The organism is Alcaligenes sp. LTN-3 (assembly GCF_059735605.1).
Genome location: NZ_JCAPDN010000001.1, coordinates 203,346 through 220,988, shown reverse-complemented (window position 1 = coordinate 220,988; position 17,643 = coordinate 203,346). Strand labels below are relative to the sequence as shown.

Annotated in this window: 15 protein-coding genes; 6 read left to right on the top strand and 9 right to left on the bottom strand. The window is 55.5% G+C overall.

Features of this window, described 5'->3' with window-relative positions:
• Positions 1 to 18 precede the first annotated feature (18 nt).
• Positions 19 to 2,460 (bottom strand): DUF3772 domain-containing protein, encoded by a 2,442-nt coding sequence (locus AC6I6N_RS01010; RefSeq protein ID WP_395029302.1) that lies wholly within the window; start codon positions 2,458 to 2,460, stop codon positions 19 to 21.
• A gap of 536 nt (positions 2,461 to 2,996) precedes the next feature.
• Between AC6I6N_RS01010 and AC6I6N_RS01005 the strand changes: the two genes are divergently transcribed.
• Genes AC6I6N_RS01005 through AC6I6N_RS00985 form a run of 5 tightly spaced genes read left to right on the top strand, consistent with a single transcriptional unit; the run spans position 2,997 to position 7,683 of the window.
• On the top strand, positions 2,997 to 3,458 hold the full coding sequence (locus AC6I6N_RS01005; RefSeq protein WP_497942679.1) for a DoxX family protein: 462 nt from the start codon (positions 2,997 to 2,999) through the stop codon (positions 3,456 to 3,458).
• Between the two features lie 52 nt (positions 3,459 to 3,510).
• Positions 3,511 to 3,957: a carboxymuconolactone decarboxylase family protein gene (locus AC6I6N_RS01000; protein WP_108727249.1), complete on the top strand. Its 447-nt coding sequence runs from the start codon at positions 3,511 to 3,513 to the stop codon at positions 3,955 to 3,957.
• A gap of 34 nt (positions 3,958 to 3,991) precedes the next feature.
• Entirely contained in the window at positions 3,992 to 5,566 is a 1,575-nt protein-coding gene (locus tag AC6I6N_RS00995; protein WP_497942675.1) for a class I adenylate-forming enzyme family protein, read from the top strand.
• Positions 5,567 to 5,578: 12 nt separating this feature from the next.
• A complete protein-coding gene (locus AC6I6N_RS00990) occupies positions 5,579 to 6,316 on the top strand; it encodes an SDR family oxidoreductase (protein WP_094196236.1) in 738 nt (245 codons plus the stop codon).
• A gap of 32 nt (positions 6,317 to 6,348) precedes the next feature.
• On the top strand, positions 6,349 to 7,683 hold the full coding sequence (locus tag AC6I6N_RS00985; protein ID WP_108727247.1) for an aldehyde dehydrogenase family protein: 1,335 nt from the start codon (positions 6,349 to 6,351) through the stop codon (positions 7,681 to 7,683).
• A 157-nt stretch (positions 7,684 to 7,840) separates the two neighbouring features.
• Here AC6I6N_RS00985 and AC6I6N_RS00980 read toward each other — a convergent pair whose 3' ends face one another.
• From AC6I6N_RS00980 to AC6I6N_RS00955, 6 genes are all read right to left on the bottom strand, one after another.
• Positions 7,841 to 9,433 (bottom strand): phytoene desaturase family protein, encoded by a 1,593-nt coding sequence (locus AC6I6N_RS00980; RefSeq protein ID WP_123048933.1) that lies wholly within the window; start codon positions 9,431 to 9,433, stop codon positions 7,841 to 7,843.
• 104 nt (positions 9,434 to 9,537) lie between these two features.
• Entirely contained in the window at positions 9,538 to 10,365 is an 828-nt protein-coding gene (locus tag AC6I6N_RS00975) for an SDR family oxidoreductase (protein ID WP_042488955.1), read from the bottom strand.
• A 9-nt stretch (positions 10,366 to 10,374) separates the two neighbouring features.
• On the bottom strand, positions 10,375 to 10,983 hold the full coding sequence (locus AC6I6N_RS00970; protein WP_042488957.1) for a cysteine hydrolase family protein: 609 nt from the start codon (positions 10,981 to 10,983) through the stop codon (positions 10,375 to 10,377).
• Positions 10,983 to 11,519, bottom strand: coding sequence for an aromatic-ring-hydroxylating dioxygenase subunit beta (locus AC6I6N_RS00965; protein WP_094196231.1), 537 nt, complete (start codon positions 11,517 to 11,519; stop codon positions 10,983 to 10,985). Before AC6I6N_RS00965 ends, AC6I6N_RS00970 begins: the two co-directional genes overlap by 1 nt.
• Before the next feature lie 32 nt (positions 11,520 to 11,551).
• Complete coding sequence (locus tag AC6I6N_RS00960; protein WP_094196230.1) at positions 11,552 to 12,943, bottom strand: aromatic ring-hydroxylating dioxygenase subunit alpha; 1,392 nt, start codon at positions 12,941 to 12,943, stop codon at positions 11,552 to 11,554.
• A 38-nt stretch (positions 12,944 to 12,981) separates the two neighbouring features.
• Positions 12,982 to 14,163: an ABC transporter substrate-binding protein gene (locus AC6I6N_RS00955; protein ID WP_094196229.1), complete on the bottom strand. Its 1,182-nt coding sequence runs from the start codon at positions 14,161 to 14,163 to the stop codon at positions 12,982 to 12,984.
• A 305-nt stretch (positions 14,164 to 14,468) separates the two neighbouring features.
• On the opposite strand from AC6I6N_RS00955, the gene AC6I6N_RS00950 reads away from it, so the two are divergent.
• Positions 14,469 to 15,455 (top strand): AraC-like ligand-binding domain-containing protein, encoded by a 987-nt coding sequence (locus tag AC6I6N_RS00950; protein ID WP_094196228.1) that lies wholly within the window; start codon positions 14,469 to 14,471, stop codon positions 15,453 to 15,455.
• On the opposite strand, the gene AC6I6N_RS00945 is transcribed toward AC6I6N_RS00950, so the two are convergent.
• Positions 15,452 to 16,612, bottom strand: a complete 1,161-nt coding sequence (locus AC6I6N_RS00945; RefSeq protein ID WP_094196227.1) for a 2-methylaconitate cis-trans isomerase PrpF family protein — start codon at positions 16,610 to 16,612, stop codon at positions 15,452 to 15,454. The two genes, AC6I6N_RS00950 and AC6I6N_RS00945, sit on opposite strands and share 4 nt — an antisense overlap.
• Before the next feature lie 4 nt (positions 16,613 to 16,616).
• The gene (locus AC6I6N_RS00940) at positions 16,617 to 17,624 is read right to left on the bottom strand and encodes a GntR family transcriptional regulator (protein ID WP_094196226.1); all 1,008 of its coding nucleotides are present in this window, start codon (positions 17,622 to 17,624) and stop codon (positions 16,617 to 16,619) included.
• Between the last annotated feature and the right edge of the window lie 19 nt (positions 17,625 to 17,643).

Sequence of the window (17,643 nt, the reverse complement as noted above, 5' to 3'; positions counted from 1 at the left end):
TGTTGTTGTTATCTGGATTTAATCATTCAACAAGGGATTATTGTTTTCTGTCTGGCTGGCCGCCGGCGTCGTTGGCAAGACCGTCATGGTTTGCGTATGGTGCAGCGCCAACCCTTCTTTTCGCAACTCATCCAGAATATCGAACATCAAGACGCTACGTACCCGGCTGCCAATACGAGGTGACGAGACATAGCAGGTGGCGGTGAACTGCAAACCATTGGCATCAAAGCCATCGAGTGTCACATCCGGTGCGGGGTCGGCCAATACATCGCTATAGTTCTGCATCACATCCAGCATGATAGAACGCACCCGTTTAGCGTCCGTGTCGATAGGCATATTGATCTTGACTTTCACCACCCCCAAAGGATTGCTCAAGGTCACATTGCGCACGGTTTTGGTGATGAATTCGGAGTTCGGCACAATCAGGGTGGAGCGGTCAAACATCTCGATTTCTGTGGCACGAGCATTGATCTTGCGAACATTGCCCTCCACCCCGTTCAGGCTGACCCAATCGCCAATTTTGATGGGGCGCTCGGCCAGCAGAATCAAACCCGACACGAAGTTCTGCACCACCGCCTGCAAACCAAAACCGATACCCACGGACAAGGCGGAAATCACCCAGGCCATGCGCTCCAGGCCGACTCCCAAAGACGAAATTGCCGTGGCCACCACAATGAAATAGCCCACGTAGCTAAACAGATTGGCGGTAGACACGCGCATACCGGGATCAATACGCGTTGCGGGCAAAAGCTGGTTGGCAACCCAGCGTTGCAAGGTTTTCACGAACACAATACCCAGCACCAGAATCAGCACCGCCAGCAACACAGAGCTAGGTTTGAGCTGCACCTGTCCTAGAGAAAAACCCGTGACCAAAAAACCAAGACGACGCTGCAACCACTGCGTGGGATCTTCCCCAAAGGGCAGCAAGACCAGCGTAATGGCCGTGATAATCAAGCACAGACGCAGAGCCCCGGACAATACAATCACAATCTGGCTGCTGCCGCGCAATTGTGAACTGGTCCATTCATTAGCAGCCCGCTTTTCCTTGAACTGCAGCAACAGGCTTTGGCCGATATCGGCAATCAGCGCGACCAGCACATAACAGGTGCAAATCACCAGACTTAGCCACAACATCTCCTGCACAATCAAGCTGCTCAGCGCGATATAACCGAGCAAAAAGGCGATCATGCCCAGCACAATCACCACCCCCAGGGTGATGGGAATAGCCCGCAACCAGGTCGTCCCGTGCTGTACGGGGGCCGTTTTTTGCGGGTCGTCACCCGCGTCAGGCGCCGGCGTCTTGTCCCGCCCCTGACTTAAATTCCAGGCGGCGATGGCGATAAAAATGCTCAGGGTCAACGTGTTAAAGCTGTTGACCAATAACGTCGTGCTTAGCGTGGCGTTGATCAGTCCCAGCAATTGCTGCGACATCCAGGTCAAGGCCACCATGATGCCCAGCGCCAGCGGCAGCCAGGCCAACTTCAAGGCGACCTTGCTGGGAATAGGAGGCAAACGCCAACTAGGACGTTGTGCTGACAAGAGCACACGCCCCATTCCCGTCACAAAACCACCCAGGTACAAGGCAAACACGGATTTGGACACAAAGCTGGCCAGATTCGCAGTCAGATTGCCGTTCCAATAAAACAGCCCTGCCGCCACCGAAGCCAGCAAACCGGGGGTCAGGCTATAGAGCACGATCAACGCGGTGGCATAAAAAGAGCGTCGTAAACGCGAAGGCTTGGTGTGGCTGATGGTAAAGCGCTCTAATCCCCGCACCGCCCAGACCGACAGGCCCAGCAGTACGACGGCTAATGCTGCCGCCAACCACGGCACATAAACAGGCAAGTCCGTCACCCGTTGGGCCAGATCTTTGCGCATGCGCTCTACCCGAGCCAGGTCACCGGGCAAATCACGCGAGACATTGCGCCAGAAGCGCGGCGTCAAAACCGATTGCGACTGTCGCCCCAGCTCCGCCTGAAAAATCACCCGGCGCTGCTTGGACACCTGATCCAGACCTTGCGTGGTTTCCACTCCAATCAAACGAGCCAGCTTGATCATGCCGTCCAGCTCGGTCACCGCTTGCTGCAACTGTGCACGCTGACGGGCAATGTCCTCGGACTCACCGGCCGGATCATCTACCGGCCCCAACTGACTCAAACGCGCCGTGACACTCACTAACTCGGGTTCCAGGCGCATGCTCATATCCTGCGCCTGCTCTTGCGCCAGCAACAACTGATTGCGCAGGGCCACCAGATCCGAATCACCTAAACCGTCATTTTTCTGCAAACGCTCCTGCACCGTTTGCAGCGTGTCCCGCAATTCATTCAAAGATTCACTGGCTTGGGCAGGCGTCCAGGCCACCGTCTCAGCCGCAGTGGAAACCGTCACGATGCTCAGCGCAAGCACCAGCAGCCACAAGGACAAAAAAGCACACAGGCGCGAACGGCGAAAGGCGTGCATCAAGAAAACTCCGGCTAAACAATCAGGCCCCTCATGACAATGTCAGGGCAGCAGAAACATGCACAGAATACCGAAAGAATCACTCTCTTGGCACAAAACAAAAGGGACAGGCGAAAAATCCCCCTACCCCAACCGGCTCAGAGCGCCTTGCGCTGCATGCCCTACCCAGTCAGCCACGGTCAATTTCGAGTCGCCCAGGCAGCAAGCCAGTCAACACACGAACCCAAGCTTAAAAAAAACCCTTACAAGCAGGCACAAAAAAGAGAAAAACCTAAAAGAATAATCAAAGGAAATTAAAAAACAATAAAAACCCCATAAAACAAAAAGCATTATTCATAATCATTTTTTTGATTAAAAATTAAGTTATTCTTGCAGCATGCTTTAACTATAAGACGGCTATAAAAAATAAAAAAACAAATAAAACAAACAATCAGGTGACGAATAATTAACAAAAAAAATAACAATGAAAATAATTAGCCGATAAATAATCAGGTGACTTGAAATCGTTTTTTTGAAACACAAAGAAAGGAATAATTGTGCCCTCTACCGAATACAGCAAAGAAACCAACATGACATTCATCGTGATTTTTCTCAGGCTGTCACTTGCCCTCACACTTTTATCTGCGGTGGCAGACCGCTTTGGGCTTTGGGGGGCACTGAATAATTTCGATATCACATGGGGTGGAATGAACCGATTCCATCAAGATGTAGCGGTCCTGACGCCGTGGCTTTTTTCAAGCGCCATTCCCGCACTGAGCTGGTTCGTCACTCTTTTGGAATTATTGCTAGGCATTGCCTTACTGCTTAACTACAAAAGCGCACTGGCCGCTCTGATCAGCGGTGTGCTGTTTTTGATTTTTGCTCTGAGCATGAGTTTTTTTCTAAGCACAAAGCTCATGATCAATTTCAACGTCTTGGTCTGCTCGGCCAGCGCCTTTCTGTTATGGCAACTCGAAAAATACCGAACCGGCCAAAACGATAGCAAAACCCAAGGCTAAAACCGGCGTACTCACAAGAACGCCCCCCTTTTTCCCACTGACAGGAGATCCCGTGTCTGAGACTCGACTTAACCCATCTAATTTGTCCCCCAACATCTACAAGACCATCGTCAAGTACGACGCCCAGATCTACAGCGAGACCACACTGAACAAAGAATTGATTGAGCTGGTCAAGGTCAGAATCTCGCAACTGAACGGCTGCGCATTTTGCATTGATGTCCATAGCAAACATGCGCTGAGCCTGGGCATTTCCGAACGAAAACTTCTGCTTTTAAATGCGTGGAAAGAAGCCCCCCTGTTCACCGAGCAAGAGCAGGCCGCGCTGCGCTGGGCTGAGCAAGTGACCTTTATCCAGAATCTGGAAGACAAGCAGACGCAACTGCATGAACTCAAGGCTCACTTCAATGACAAGGAAATCGTTGATCTGACGTATCTGATCGGTTTGGTCAACGTCTGGAACCGGTTGGCCATCAGCATGAACTACGAAATCAGCCGCTAACAAACAGACCATTTTCCATACAAGAGGGTGACGTATGATCGACGAGCTGCATCTGGATGAACTGCTCAATGACGAGCATCTTGGAGCAGGCAATTTCATCCACAAAATCCATGAGAAGTTCTATCAGGGTAGTGATAAAAAGATTCTGTCCCTGATCGACAATGAAGCGTGCAGAAAGCAGGATTTCTCTATTCAGGAAATCATTGAAACGGCCAGACGGATTGCTTCATCCTACGAACAAACAGGTGTCAAACCCAAGGAAGTGGTCAGCCTGTATTTTCAGGACAGCATCGACTACTTCTTGCATTTCTTGGCCTTGAACAGCATTGGGGCCATTCCGGCACTGATCAATGGCGAGCTGAACACTGATATTTTGCTCAAGTTCCTGCACAGCGTGCGCCCCAACCACCTTGTCATCACACCCGAAAAAGAAGCGGAGATCACAAAGGTGTTCGCACAAGCGAACTACAGCTTGCCCGTACACACGATTGACGCGCTAAAAACACGACAACAAACCCCGTCACGACCTTTCTATTCGCATGAACCACAAGACGTGATCATGATTGGACACACATCGGGGACCACCGGCATTCCCAAGGCGGTCATTTTCACGCATGAGTCCATGTTTCATGGCGTCAGGTCGCAGGTCAAGAAACAGAAAGGGGACCATATCCTGTCCATCTTGCCCCACTCTCACGGGGCCTCGATTTCACTGCTGATGCTCTCTTTCACCCGTGGAGCACACGTCACTATCCTCAGCAAGAAAGATCCCGCAACCATTATCCGGGCAGTGCGGGAAACCCGTCCCAATGTGGTGATTGCTTTTCCGAAAGTCTATGTGGACCTGTGCCGCCACACACTGGACAAATCCGACTTCCAATCCGTCAGCTACTGGATTGCAACCGGCGATGCCAGCCATGAAAAACACATCAGAAAACTGATCTCCCTGGGCCATCACGAGCGGGACGGGCAAACGGTTCCAGGCTCGTTTTTTGTCGACAATCTGGGTTCGTCGGAATTTGCCTTTGCCATTTTCAGAAACGTCCACTCTCCCCAGTCCGACAATTACAAGCGTTGCATTGGAAAACCGTTTCCCTGGGTTGACGTGGCTGTTTTCAATGAGCAAGGACAGTACCTGCAGGAAAACAGCGTAGGCCGGCTGGCGGTGAAATCCAAATCGGTCACGCAGGGATATTGGAACAATCACTCCCTGACTGAAATGAACAAGATTGACGGCTATTGGCTGACGGGTGATCTGGTCTATTTTGATGAAAAGCGGAATTTTTATCACGTAGATAGAACCAACGATTCACTCTCGTTTAATAACGTGGAAATTTATAGTTGCCAGATCGAAGAAGCGATTATGGCGGAAATCAATGAAGTCTTCGAGGCCACGGTCATCATGACCGATAACCATGAGTTGGTCGCCTATATCGAACTGCTTGATTCCTGCGCAGCGTCAAAGGATGAAATCACCGAACGAGTCAATCAACTCATGCGTCAAAAAAACTGGCCGGCCCTGTCCACGATTGAACTGCAGTCTGCCAACGAATTCATCGGCGTAACGGGCAAGAAACTGAAAAGACAGCTACGTGAATTGGCACACTAATAAGGAAACACCATGCAAAAAACATGCCTGATCACCGGAGCCAGCAGAGGGATTGGCTATGAAACCGCCAAGGGCCTGGGCCATCAAGGCCATAAGGTTTACATCACGGCCCGCAATAGTCAAAAGGGCCAGGAAGCGGCCCAGAAACTGAGTCAGGAAGGCATACAGGCCCGCTTCATTGAACTGGACATTACAGATCCGCAATCCATTGTCCGTGCACGCACGCAATTGGCCCAACACGAGGAAAAGCTGGACGTGCTGATCAATAACGCCGGCATTATGATCGACTCCATTTTCACCCCTGACAAGGTTTCGTTTGAAGACTTTTCCTCTACCTTGTCGACCAATACCACCGGCCCCTACTTTCTTATCCAGGAATTCATGCCGCTGCTGGCCAAATCGGCCGATGCACGCGTTATCAATATGTCCAGTGACCTGGGAGCCATGACCCAGGCCTCGGACCCACAATCCCGATTCGACGCTGTACTGGCCCCTGGCTACCGTATTTCCAAAGCGGCATTGAATATGGTCACGCTGATTTATGCCAAACACTTTCGGGACACTGACATCAGCATCTGCTCCTGCAGCCCTGGCTGGTGCCAGACCAGTCTGGATCCCCACATTGACTCCTCCAAGGCGCCCAACACGGCCGTCGATGGTGCCCAAACACCGATCTGGCTTGCCTCAGAGGCCAACAAAGCGGACATCAACGGTCAGTTTTTCTATAAAAAATCCACCATCAACTGGTAGCGTTTTTCATTACGATACCGAAGGAGAGCCCTATGGACACCCTAGCCTCACCAGAACACAGCCTTGCAGACAGCGCCCTGGTCACCGTCCAGAACGCCGTTCAGGCGCAACCCGCACTCGAACAAGCCAGCGACGAGCAAATTGATGCGTTGATTACCGACATTGCCCAGGCATTTGAACAAAAACTGGAGTACTGGGCCCAAACCGAACTGGACGCCACGCGCATCGGTAACCTGCCTGACAAGATACACAAGCTTGGCTTGGTCACCGACCGGGTGTACCGGGAACTCTACGGTGAAAAAACCTATGGCCGCCTGCATGGCAGCAAAACCTTTATTGAATACGCCAGTCCGGTAGGCGTCATTTTCGCCATTGTTCCGCTGACCAATCCGGTACCAAATTCGCTGTTCAAAACCCTGCTCAGCCTCAAGACCCGAAACGCCCTGATTCTGAGCTATCCCCGCAAATCGGATCAACTGGGAGCGCAGGTGGTGGCCACGGTTCAAGCGATTCTAAAAAAGCACCACCTGCCTGAAACGCTGATTCAAGCCGTGCAGACGCCTTCGCGTGAGACGACCCAGCTCATCATGCAGTCGGACCAGGTCTCCTTGATTCTGGCAACCGGTGGCGGCGACCTGGTGAAAACGGCCTATAGCTCCGGCACTCCAGCCATCGGAGTCGGTCCAGGCAATGTCCCAGTCTATGTCAGTGCCAGCGCAGACCTGTCACAGGCAGCCGACGATATTTTGCAAGGCAAAACCTATGACAACGGCATTGTGTGCGGCTCTGAAAGCAACATCATTATTGATGAGCGCGTGTACGAGGAATTTGTCGAGATTTTGAAACAGAAAGGGGCGCTGTTGATATCGGAAAAACAGCATATTGATGCCCTTTTTGACGACAGCACAGGTCGACTGCACCGCACACTGATTGGTGTTGACGCCATGACCTTAGCCAAGCAAATGGATGTAGACAGCCCCACACCGATCAAGCTGATTCTGATTGCCGCCGATCCCGAGCAGCACAGCTTCCTGAGCCGGGAAAAAATGGCTCCGATTGTGACGCTGTACAAATCTGAGGCCGGCCAGGGAATCAGTCTGGCGGCACAATTGCTGTGGCAGGAAGGAGCCGGACACTCGGCCGTCATCCACAGCAAAGATCAGGACGAGATTCATCAGTTTGCCAGCACCCTGCCCGCCGGACGCATTCTGGTCAATATGCCCGCTACCCAAGGCATGTTGGGCATCAGCTCGGATATCCCGCTCTCATTCATGCAAGGGTCGGGTTCCTGGGGAGGCAATATTTCTACCGAGCCCGTGCATTGGCGGCATCTGGTCAACATCAAGCGCCTGACGTTCAAAAAATAAGCCCCAGGGCTGCAGCAGGCCCGCTTCCTTGCTGATCCGGCGATAGCCTTTCGGGAAGGATACGAGGCCTGGACAGCCATGCCCGCCCCATGAAAACAGGCCAGACAGACCTCACTGCGGTCTATCTGGCCTGTCACGTTTCCCGAAACGCGCTTCCCTAACGAATCTGCTCCGCCACCATGAATCCGGACGCCCCTGCCAAGCCTGGGCCCGGGTGAGTAGACGCACCGATATGGTAGACGTTTTTGTACGGGGTTGCGTGGGAGCGTGCACCATTACTGGCCGCAAAGGGGCGCATCCAGAAGAACTGGTCGGGCGAGCAGATGCCCGAATACGGGTCGCCGCCCACCAGGTTGCAGTTGATGGATTCCAGATCAGCCGGCGAGAGCACTTTCTGGCCCACGATTTGTTGACGCAAACCGGGCATGACGCCTTCCAGTTGGTCGATGATGCGCTCGGCCACGGCCTTGCTGACGTCTTCGGTCCATTTGCCGTCGGCAGGCACATCGATTTTGCCGGCCGCATCGCCACGCAGCTTGGACGGCATATCCTGCATCTGCATCCACAGTATCCATTTGCCTTCCGGCGCACGGCTGGGGTCCAAAGAGCATGGTTGGCCAATCGCCACGGTGAACTTGGCGGGGATCAAGCCATTATTGGCCTGGGCCACGCTCATGCTGACGTCCTCCAGGCTGTCGGACAGGTGCAGCAAAGGCACTTTCAGCAGCTCTGGATCGCTCCAGTTCGGCATGCTGTCCAGCGCCAGATGAATTTGCATGTCGCCACGGCCAAAACGGTAGGCATTGGCTTGCTCACGTACTTGAGCGGGTGCGCCCGGTAACAGGCGACCATAAAGCTGTGGCGGAGTGACGTTGCACACCACATGGCTGGCTTCGTAGACCTGGCCACCGGCACGTACGCCACGGGCTTTTTGTCCTTCCAGCACAATTTCTTCCACTTCGGTATTCAATTGAATACGGCCACCGGCCTTTTCAATAATGGCGCATAGCGCACGCACCAGATTCTGACCACCGCCTTTCACCACCGGCATACCACCGGCCACCACGGCGGCAAAGGTCAGCTTGCCGATCAGGGCCGAGCAGGCGTCGTCAGGGCCCAGGCCCGAGTGCAAGACCCAGGGAGCCATCATGCCACGCACACGGTCATCTTTCAGTTCACGGTCGGCCCAGCGGCGGAAGGACTCCAGGGACTCACGTCCGTACTGAACCATGCCGTCCATGCGGCGCTTGCGCCATTGCGAGAACAGCAGACCCAACAAACCACGGCTGTAAGGCTCGGTACCCAGCAAGCCAAAGGTCAGGCCGGCATCGCGCTCGAACAACTGACTGCACATGGCGCCGAAGGCATCGCCATCGCCTGCTTGCAAAGCATTGATACGCTGAATCGAATCGCCCACATCATGGCGCAAGGCCATCCCCTTGCCATCGCTACCCACCACGCCAGTGGTATAGCCGTTTTCCAGAAACTCCACGCCCTGGGCGGCCAGATCATCCTTTAGGCGGGCATAGGCAGCACCGGAGGTGAACAAGGGGTACCACGACGACAGCAGTTCATGGGTAAAACCGGGAAACAACTCCTCGGTACGGATACACCCACCCGCACGGTCGTTACGTTCCAGTACCAGGACTTGCTTGCCCTTTTGCGCCAGCAACGCCGCGCATACCAGGGAATTGATGCCACTGCCCACCACAATGACGGAATACGATTTTTTATTTGTTGAGTCTGTCATCCCACACCTTTTTTAAATTGCCCTGAACGGGGTCAGGGCTTGTGAACACGCAGCAAGAAACAGGTGTCAACAAGCCCTGGACCTCTTTTACCGCACTTTTCTATTTATGAGCCAGACGACTGCGCCTGCCAGCGTTCAAACCAGTGACGGGGCGACTTGCCCTGCTCGGGCCCGAGCACGGAAAAGCCACCGTCAACGGGCAGATCAATCCCTGTCATCCAGGAGGCGGCGCCCGACACGGCAAACAAGACCACTTGGGCCACTTCTTCGCCGGAACCGACTCGGCCCAAAGGATGCACCTGCGCCCCCACCTGATTGGCCAGTTCACGCGAACCACCACTCATGCGTTCGACCGACGGCGACCAGGTCCAGGCGGGCGATACCGTCAGCACACGAATCCCCGATGGAGCCAATTCCACGGCCAAGCTTTTGGTGAACTGCAGGATGGCCGCTTTGGAAGCCGGATACAGCGCACGTCCGGCCACGCCGAATTTGCCACCCGTACTACCCATATTGATGATGACCCCACCCTGCCCCATATGTGGCGTGGCTTTCTGGGCCAGAATCGCGCTGGAGATCAGATTCACATCCAGCGTCTGATGCCACAGCTCCCGGCTGGAAGCCAGTCCCTCGTCCCCATAGGAACAGGCATTGTTCACCACAATGTCGATGCGTCCAGTTTGTGCCAATGCGGCCTGCACGCAGGCATCCAGCTGCGCATCATCACAAATATTGGCAGCCATGAACTGGGCCTTGCCCACGGCCTGCAAGCGCGCTTCGGTACGCTGACCCTCCTCCTGACTGCGCCCCACAATCAGCACCCACGCACCGGCGGCGCACAAGGCCAGGGCGATATCCGCCCCCAGCCCTTGCGTGGACCCGGTCACGATGGCGACCTTACCCTGTAAATTCACCTTCATGTCCTGCTGCATGTGCTTCTCCTACTGTGCTTGTGGCGCGCCAAAGACGGCTGCCCAATCCTCGTCCCGATCAATATGAGCAATCAGGCTCATACTGGCCAGCGAGGCTTCATGCGTAGCTGGTGGAGCGCCACAGGCGCTGGCCACCACCGCCACCTCATAGCCCATGTCTACGGCATGGCGCACCGTGCTTTCCACCACGGAATGGGTGGCCACACCGGCAATCACCAGACGCTCCACCCCTAGACGACGCACCACCGGCTCCAGCGCGGAACCAAAGAAAGCGTTGATGCGCGTGTGATGGACTTCAAACTCGTTGGGCAAGGGAGCCAGCCCGTCAAAGAACTGGGCTCCCCAACTGCCGGTCTGCATAGCACCGATGCGTTTCACATTGTGCAGAATCGGTGCATTGCACAGCAGATCGGCATAGTCAGGCCGATAGCCCACCCGCACATGCACAATAGGCACGCCCTGTGCGCGGGCCTGCGCCAGCAAACGGCCTGCGGCCTCGATCAGGGCCTGACGCTGGGGGCTGTTGGCCTCTACCCCCACACGAATCAGGCCATCAGCATGCAGGACGTCGTTTTGGTAATGCAGGGCCAGCAAGGCGGTGTGATGGGCTGCCGACATTAGATGTATACCTGAATGGCGCCGTGAACCGCGTCACGATCCACCAGGTTCACCTGCTTCATGCGCAGTTTCCAGCCACCGCCTTCCTGGGCTTGCAGCTTGTGAATCAGACTACCCACACGGTAGACCGGATCTTTACCGCGCCACTCCATGGAGTGAAAACTGGAGCGCACTACCAGGTAACCTTCCGGATCGGTGCCGTCGATCATCAGATTGCCCAGCACGCGGCAGGACTGGGTAATCGGCTGCTGGGACCAATTGCGGTGGTTCTCCAGACGACGAATACGCAGCTCGCGCAGCAGCTTGTTTTCCCAGCACAGGGAAATGTGCTCGTACGGGCTTTCCTGATCGTAGCTGTGAGGAATCCAGTACATGCCTTCCTCGGTCCACAGATCCAGCCATGCTTGCCAGCGACGTTCATCCAATAGACGAGCTTCGTGATAGATGAACTGCTCTACTTCGCGAATGGCTTCCAGACTCAGATTCACAGGCGTGACCTGATCCACGCTGACGTCAAAATCAATATCAAACAACATAAGAATTCTCCTTGGCTCGGACAGCAGCCCGCTTAAGCCTGTGTTGCGGGGGCAATAGGCTCACCAGAGGCCGAGCGCACCGTGGCTTTACCACTGTCTTGCGACTGCGCAGGCGCATCATAAATAGTGGTGGTCATGAAGTGTTTCCAGGCGCGGAACTGGTTGCGCATGGGCAATTCACTGGTGCCGTTGGTGGCCACCATGCCGCCTTCGATAGGCTTATCGGTGCCGTCGTAGCGGTGCATGCTGATCCATTCGCCGCCATGGGTCTTATTGCCTTCCTGGCAACGGCCATAGACTTCAATATCGTCCGGCATCACATTGGACGAGGGCGAGTTGATCAGATTGGCGTACATCAGGCCACGCTTGTAGATATCGTCCGGAGCGCCTTTCAGGCGGAACAACTGGATCTCCACGTGGGTGCGGTCCACCGCTACCGGACGAATCACACGGAACTGCTGGAACACAGTGTGTGGCGAGCCACTGCCGTAAATAATGCTGTTATGACGGTTCTCGCCCAGAATGTTCAGGGCTTTTTCTTCACCATAGGCTTCTTTCAGGGTTTCGTAGTGCGCCTTGGTGACCGGGTCGGTTTCGATGGCCCCTGGATTGAAAATGCCTTCCATGTAGCCGTGGCCATTATCAAACGCGTACAGATCCAGCTTTTCCCAGAAACCGTAAGGCTCACCATTTCCGTCCATGATATGCAGTTCCAACGGCATGGAACCGTAATCCTCGGCCTGTTCGCGGGCAGCCACGTAGGACGACTCATGCGTGACATTCGCGTGCATGGTGTCGTGCAGGTTTTCGTAAAACACTTTCCAGTTGGAAGGCTGCCAGACCTTGAAGCTGCCACCGGCCACTTCCACTTCACCCACAGGCGAGCGATCGCACAGATTGTCGATGGAGGTGATGATGGGGCCTAAAAACTCTTTCAAATCCGGGCCGTGGGCGCTTTGACAGGCGAACACAAAGCCACGATAGCTTTCCACACGAGCCACACGGCGCATGGAGAAGTCCGGGTGCTTGGGATCAAAGCAGGTGTTTTCCAGGCCGTTTTTCATGGGCGCGGCCAGATGCTGGCCGTCCAGCTTGAAGGTCCAGGCGTGGTAAGGGCAGCGGAAGAACTTGCCGGCATTGCCACAGCCATCGGCCACCACTTTCGCGCCCTTATGTGGACAACGGTTGTACAGCACGTACACCTTCTTGTCGCTGCCGCGCACCATGATGACGTCCTGACCACCCAACAAGGTAGTGTGGTAGTCGCCCGGCTTAGGCACCTGGCTGTCGTGGCCGATGTAGATCCAGGCACGGCCATAAATGCGTTCCATCTCCAGACGGAAGATTTCAGGGTCGGTATAGACCGATTTATGTACGCTGTCTCCCCGCACCAATGCGGACAACTGTTCGTTGCTATAGCTCATCATTACCTCCTTGCTGCCGGATGCTTGACGCACCCTCTTTATGACTTTTCCATCTTGCACTGCGGTGCAAAATGATCCTGGAACTGCTCGAATACGGTGGACACAATCTTGTTGCTCATCTGACCTTTGTCATTCGGGGCCACTTCGCGCATGTAGTAGGTCTGCACCGGATACTGGTTGTTGTTAAAGGCAAAAGCCCCGCGCACGGACTCGAACGGTGCGCTGCGCAAGGCTTTGCGCAAGGCCTCGCGGTCGGTGGCGGCCTTGGGATCAGACTTCAATGCGCCATCCAGCAACAAAGCAGCGTCATAGCCCTGGGAGGCATACATGGACGGCAGGCGACCGTAGGTCTTTTCAAACTCCGCCACAAAACGCTTGTTGGCGGGGTTATCCAAATCCGGCGACCATTGGGCGGCGTTGGCCATGCCCTTCATGGACTCGCCAATAGCACCAATCGTGTCCTGGTCAGCCGAGAAACCAGGGGTATATACGGCCATCTGCGTAGACAGACCCGAGTTGATCAACTGCTTGATAAAAGACACGCCCATACCGCCGGGCAGGAAGAAAAACACCGCATCCGCACCCGAAGCCCGCATCTGGGCCAATTCGGCGGCGTAATCCATCTGGCCAACCTTCACATAAACTTCGTCGGCAATCTCTCCCTTGAACAGGCGCTTGAAGCCTTCAATGGACTCACGTCCACCGGGATAATTGGGGGCGATCAAATAGACTTTCTTGTGCGCCTGATCGGTCACGTACTTGCCCATGGCGGCAGGGATATCCTCGTTCTGCCAGGACACGCTAAAGAAATTGGGGTTGCAATGCTCACCCGCATATTCAGCCGGGCCCGTGTTGGCGGAAATATAGACGGTGTCGCTGCCCATAATCGTGGGCATCACGGGCAGCAGCACGTTGGAAAAAGCAATGCCGGTAATGACATCGACCTTGTCGCGCTTGACCAGACGGTCCACTGCTTGGCGGCCTTCCATCGGTTTTTGCTGATCGTCCAGCACCGCCAAGGTCACATCCACACCACCGAACTTGCCGCCCGAGTGGTTCAGGCCCAGCTCGAAACCATCACGGATTTCCTGGCCAATAGCCGCACCAGGGCCGGACAAGGTGGTCAATAGCCCCACCTTGAATACTTCCTGACTGGACGCCGGGCTACAGGCCAGTGCCAAGGCCAGCGTGCTCATACAAAACGCTACTTGTTTTTTCATGTTTGTCTCCGTCCTCTGTCTGTCAAAAAACTGGACTTCAGGTCTGCCTGGGATCACCCCCACTACGACGGAAGCTGTGTATCACTGACGCCTGTGGTTTGTGCGGCGCTTGTCCTGCAGGCCGCAGAGAACGGCCCCAAGGGACTACGTGAATACAGCAATTCCCAGTCGTATCCCAATCTGCTAAGGTGCCGGGACAGGATTACTGTTTTAGGTTTGAAATACATTAGACCGGCTCGGAACAGGCGGCTATCCAGATTCGGCAAGCCTTATCCCTAACCGGCAAAAATTTGGAGACACACATCATGCAAGCGTGGTTTATGTCAGGGCTGGCCCCCTTGCAACACAGTGCGCCGCGCTTTGAATCGCGCTGCCCGGACCAGACACGCAGCGAGACCGCCGGTTTTCTAACCGAACACCGTCTGACCTGGAATGACGGCCCAGTCGACGCGTCCCTGCGCTACGCCAGCAGCCACAGTTTTTCCTTTGTCTTGCTGAAATATGGCGCGGCGGTGCAGGTATCGCCCGGCATTCTGGAAGACTTTTTGCTGTTTCAAGTCCCCATACAGGGACGATCCTGTATTCGGGTTGGTCGGGAGTACGTCCAGGCCAACCCTAACATTGCCAGCGTGATCTCCCCTTCCCTCCAGGTTGAACTGGATTGGGAACAGGGCTGTGAGCAGTTTTTAGTGAAGATCCCACGCCACAGGCTGGAAGAAGTGGCCAGGCAGACCTTGGGCTTGAGCCTGGATCGGCCCATTGAGTTTGCGGCGGGCATGTCTCTGGACTCGCCACACGGCTGTGCCTGGCAGCACCAGATTGGCAGCTTGCTGGCCTATGGCGGGCATTTGCCGCCGGAAATGGATCAGTGGTCGCGTCAGGCCGAGGACAATCTTCTGCTGCATCTGTTCCATACCCAGCCGGGTAACTACAGCCAGCAATTGCAGCAAAGCGTGCGCCCGGCCAGTTCGCGCCGGGTACAAAGAGCCGAAGATTTCATGCGGGCCAGCCTGGACGAGGCCCTGACGCTAGAGCAAATCGCCACCGCTGCCTGTGCCAGTGTACGCAGCCTGACCTTGGCGTTCCGTACGGAACGGGGGCTAAGCCCCATGCAGTTCTTAAAGCAGATTCGTTTGGAAGCGGCCCAACAGGCCATCCGCCACGCGGTGCCGGGCACCCAGGTCAGCGAGATTGCCTTGCGCTGTGGGTTTAACCATTTTGGCCGCTTCTGTGCCGACTACAAGTCCCGCTTCGGGCGTTCGCCCTCGCAGGACTTGCGTATCGTGGATTAGTCCTTCAGGGCCTTGCCGGGAACCCAGACACGGCCATCAAACAGACGGCGCGCCGTACGGTAGAAGGAACCAGCCTTGGCATACCACTGGCCGTCTTTCTTTTCCACTTCCGCACCAACTGTCAGTACGCCAGAGGGCATGCCCAGACGCAGCGGGCCTTGCGGGGCAACCGAGTCGGACAGGCATTGCGAGGGCAGACTACCCGTCAAACGAGCCGCCACAGCGGTACACAAGGAGATGGTCAGTGGCAAGGCGCGGTGCGGCTGGCCGTTGGAAATCACGCGGGCAACCAGATCAATCTCTTGGGCGGGAACCACGTCGCCGGACAAGGTGGGGTTGTCCTGGGCGGGCGACACGATGCAGACAAAGGGCACGATGCGAATCTGACGCGCAGCGTCCACATCCGGAGCAATACCCATGCGTACCGAAGCCTGTACACGAATCGCGTCCAAACGCTCCAGCACTTCAGGGTGCGATTCCAGCCAATCAGGCAGTTCAAGACCGGTCAGGCCCACATCCGCAGCACGTACAAACACCGCCGCATTGGCCGCGTCCACCAGCGACACCTCGATACGGCCTACGCCAGGGACATCCAGCCATTCGGTCAATTCACCACTAGGCAGCAAGGAACCGGTAGAAGCACCGCCTGGTTCTACAAAGTCCAGACGGATAGGCGAACCTGTGCCGCCTACGCCGGGAATGGACAGATCGCCGTCGTAACGGGGCTGACCCTCTTCCACCGTGAAATGGGCGTGGATGATCTTGTTGGTATTGGTATTGAGGATGCGCACACACGCTTCACCGTCCTGAACCTTGACCATCCCTTGCTCAACAGCGTAGGGGCCAACTGCCGAGCTCATATTGCCGCAGTTGCCACGGTAATCCACCTTCTCTTCCTTGATCGCCACTTGCGCAAAGGTGTAGTCCACATCGGCGTCCGGATGGCTGGACGGGCCGATAATACACACCTTGGACAGAGAGGAGACGCCGCCGCCCATACCGTCCAGTTGGCGACCGTAAGGGTCCGGCGTACCCATGGCGGCGGAAAACAGAGGCGTCCAGTCGTCGCGCTCGGCAGGCAGGTCTGCAATATTGAGCATCAAGGCTTTGCTGGTGCCACCACGCATGAACACGGCGGGAAGGGATTTTTGCTTCATCACGTTATTCCTGGTTCTTGGCTTGCGCCATTAAAGAAAATTGCGCCGTCTCCTGCATGGGTTCGGCGTGAGAGACAATCGGTTCACTAAAAGAGTCTGATCGGGTCGTGCGCTGCTGTTGTCGTTCCAGTTGCTGCACTTTTTCCTCGCTGGCATTGCCCAGATGGCGGGCCAGCAAGGCGGAGGCCTGAGCGCGTTCGCCCTTTTCCAGCAAATCCAGAATCGCCAGATGCTCCAGGCATTGACGACGAATACGTTCCCGATCCAGCGTTTCCTGATATTCCAGCAAGCGCCGCAACTGGTTTTGACGCGTCACCGTCTGGGCGATAAAGCGATTGCCGGACAAGGAGGCCAAAGCCTCATGGAAGGTGGCATTGGCCTGATACATCTCGGCATGCCCGGCGTGACGCCAGCCGCCGTCGGCCAAGGCTTGCTGTTGCAGCCGCACACGGCGCAAAACGGTGGAGTCAATGGCAAAACCGGGCAGCAACATGGCGGCGGGTTCCAGCATCTGACGCAAGGTATAGCTTTCTTCGCAGGCCTGGGGGCCGTCAATCATGGGCAGGAAAGACCAGCCTTTGCTGGCACGTTGCTCTATCCAGCCCTCATTAGCAGCACGAGCCAGAATACGGCGCACACGTTCGCGCGTCAGACCGTAACGGCGCATGGCGTCGTTTTCCGACAAGGTATCACCCCAGATGCCCGAGAGCTTGTCGCGGGCCAGTTGCAAATAGATCTGGTCGTCCTGGCTGGTGCCCAGCTCTTCTTCGATCACACCGAGCTGGTCCGCCCCTTTCAACAGGTACAAGCCACGCCGAGGTGGCTGTGCGCCCACAATCCCTTTTTCCGCCAGATAGGCCAGCGCCCCGCGTATGGGCGAGCGCGAAGCACCCAGCGCCTCGGCCAGAGATTGTTCCGTCAAATGATGCCCGGCCTGCAAATGCCCGGCCCGCACGTAATCCAGCAGGCGATGCGCCAAAGTGACATGCAAAGAATTGGATTGGCTTTTCATGCCGACATTCCTAAAAATC

Coding starts and splice junctions, on each gene's coding strand:
- AC6I6N_RS01010 (WP_395029302.1), bottom strand. CDS start 2,460: ATGCACGCCTTTCGCCGTTCGCGCCTGTGTGCTTTTTTGTCCTTGTGG.
- AC6I6N_RS00995 (WP_497942675.1), top strand. CDS start 3,992: ATGATCGACGAGCTGCATCTGGATGAACTGCTCAATGACGAGCATCTT.
- AC6I6N_RS00990 (WP_094196236.1), top strand. CDS start 5,579: ATGCAAAAAACATGCCTGATCACCGGAGCCAGCAGAGGGATTGGCTAT.
- AC6I6N_RS00985 (WP_108727247.1), top strand. CDS start 6,349: ATGGACACCCTAGCCTCACCAGAACACAGCCTTGCAGACAGCGCCCTG.
- AC6I6N_RS00980 (WP_123048933.1), bottom strand. CDS start 9,433: ATGACAGACTCAACAAATAAAAAATCGTATTCCGTCATTGTGGTGGGC.
- AC6I6N_RS00975 (WP_042488955.1), bottom strand. CDS start 10,365: ATGCAGCAGGACATGAAGGTGAATTTACAGGGTAAGGTCGCCATCGTG.
- AC6I6N_RS00970 (WP_042488957.1), bottom strand. CDS start 10,983: ATGTCGGCAGCCCATCACACCGCCTTGCTGGCCCTGCATTACCAAAAC.
- AC6I6N_RS00965 (WP_094196231.1), bottom strand. CDS start 11,519: ATGTTGTTTGATATTGATTTTGACGTCAGCGTGGATCAGGTCACGCCT.
- AC6I6N_RS00960 (WP_094196230.1), bottom strand. CDS start 12,943: ATGAGCTATAGCAACGAACAGTTGTCCGCATTGGTGCGGGGAGACAGC.
- AC6I6N_RS00955 (WP_094196229.1), bottom strand. CDS start 14,163: ATGAAAAAACAAGTAGCGTTTTGTATGAGCACGCTGGCCTTGGCACTG.
- AC6I6N_RS00950 (WP_094196228.1), top strand. CDS start 14,469: ATGCAAGCGTGGTTTATGTCAGGGCTGGCCCCCTTGCAACACAGTGCG.
- AC6I6N_RS00945 (WP_094196227.1), bottom strand. CDS start 16,612: ATGAAGCAAAAATCCCTTCCCGCCGTGTTCATGCGTGGTGGCACCAGC.
- AC6I6N_RS00940 (WP_094196226.1), bottom strand. CDS start 17,624: ATGAAAAGCCAATCCAATTCTTTGCATGTCACTTTGGCGCATCGCCTG.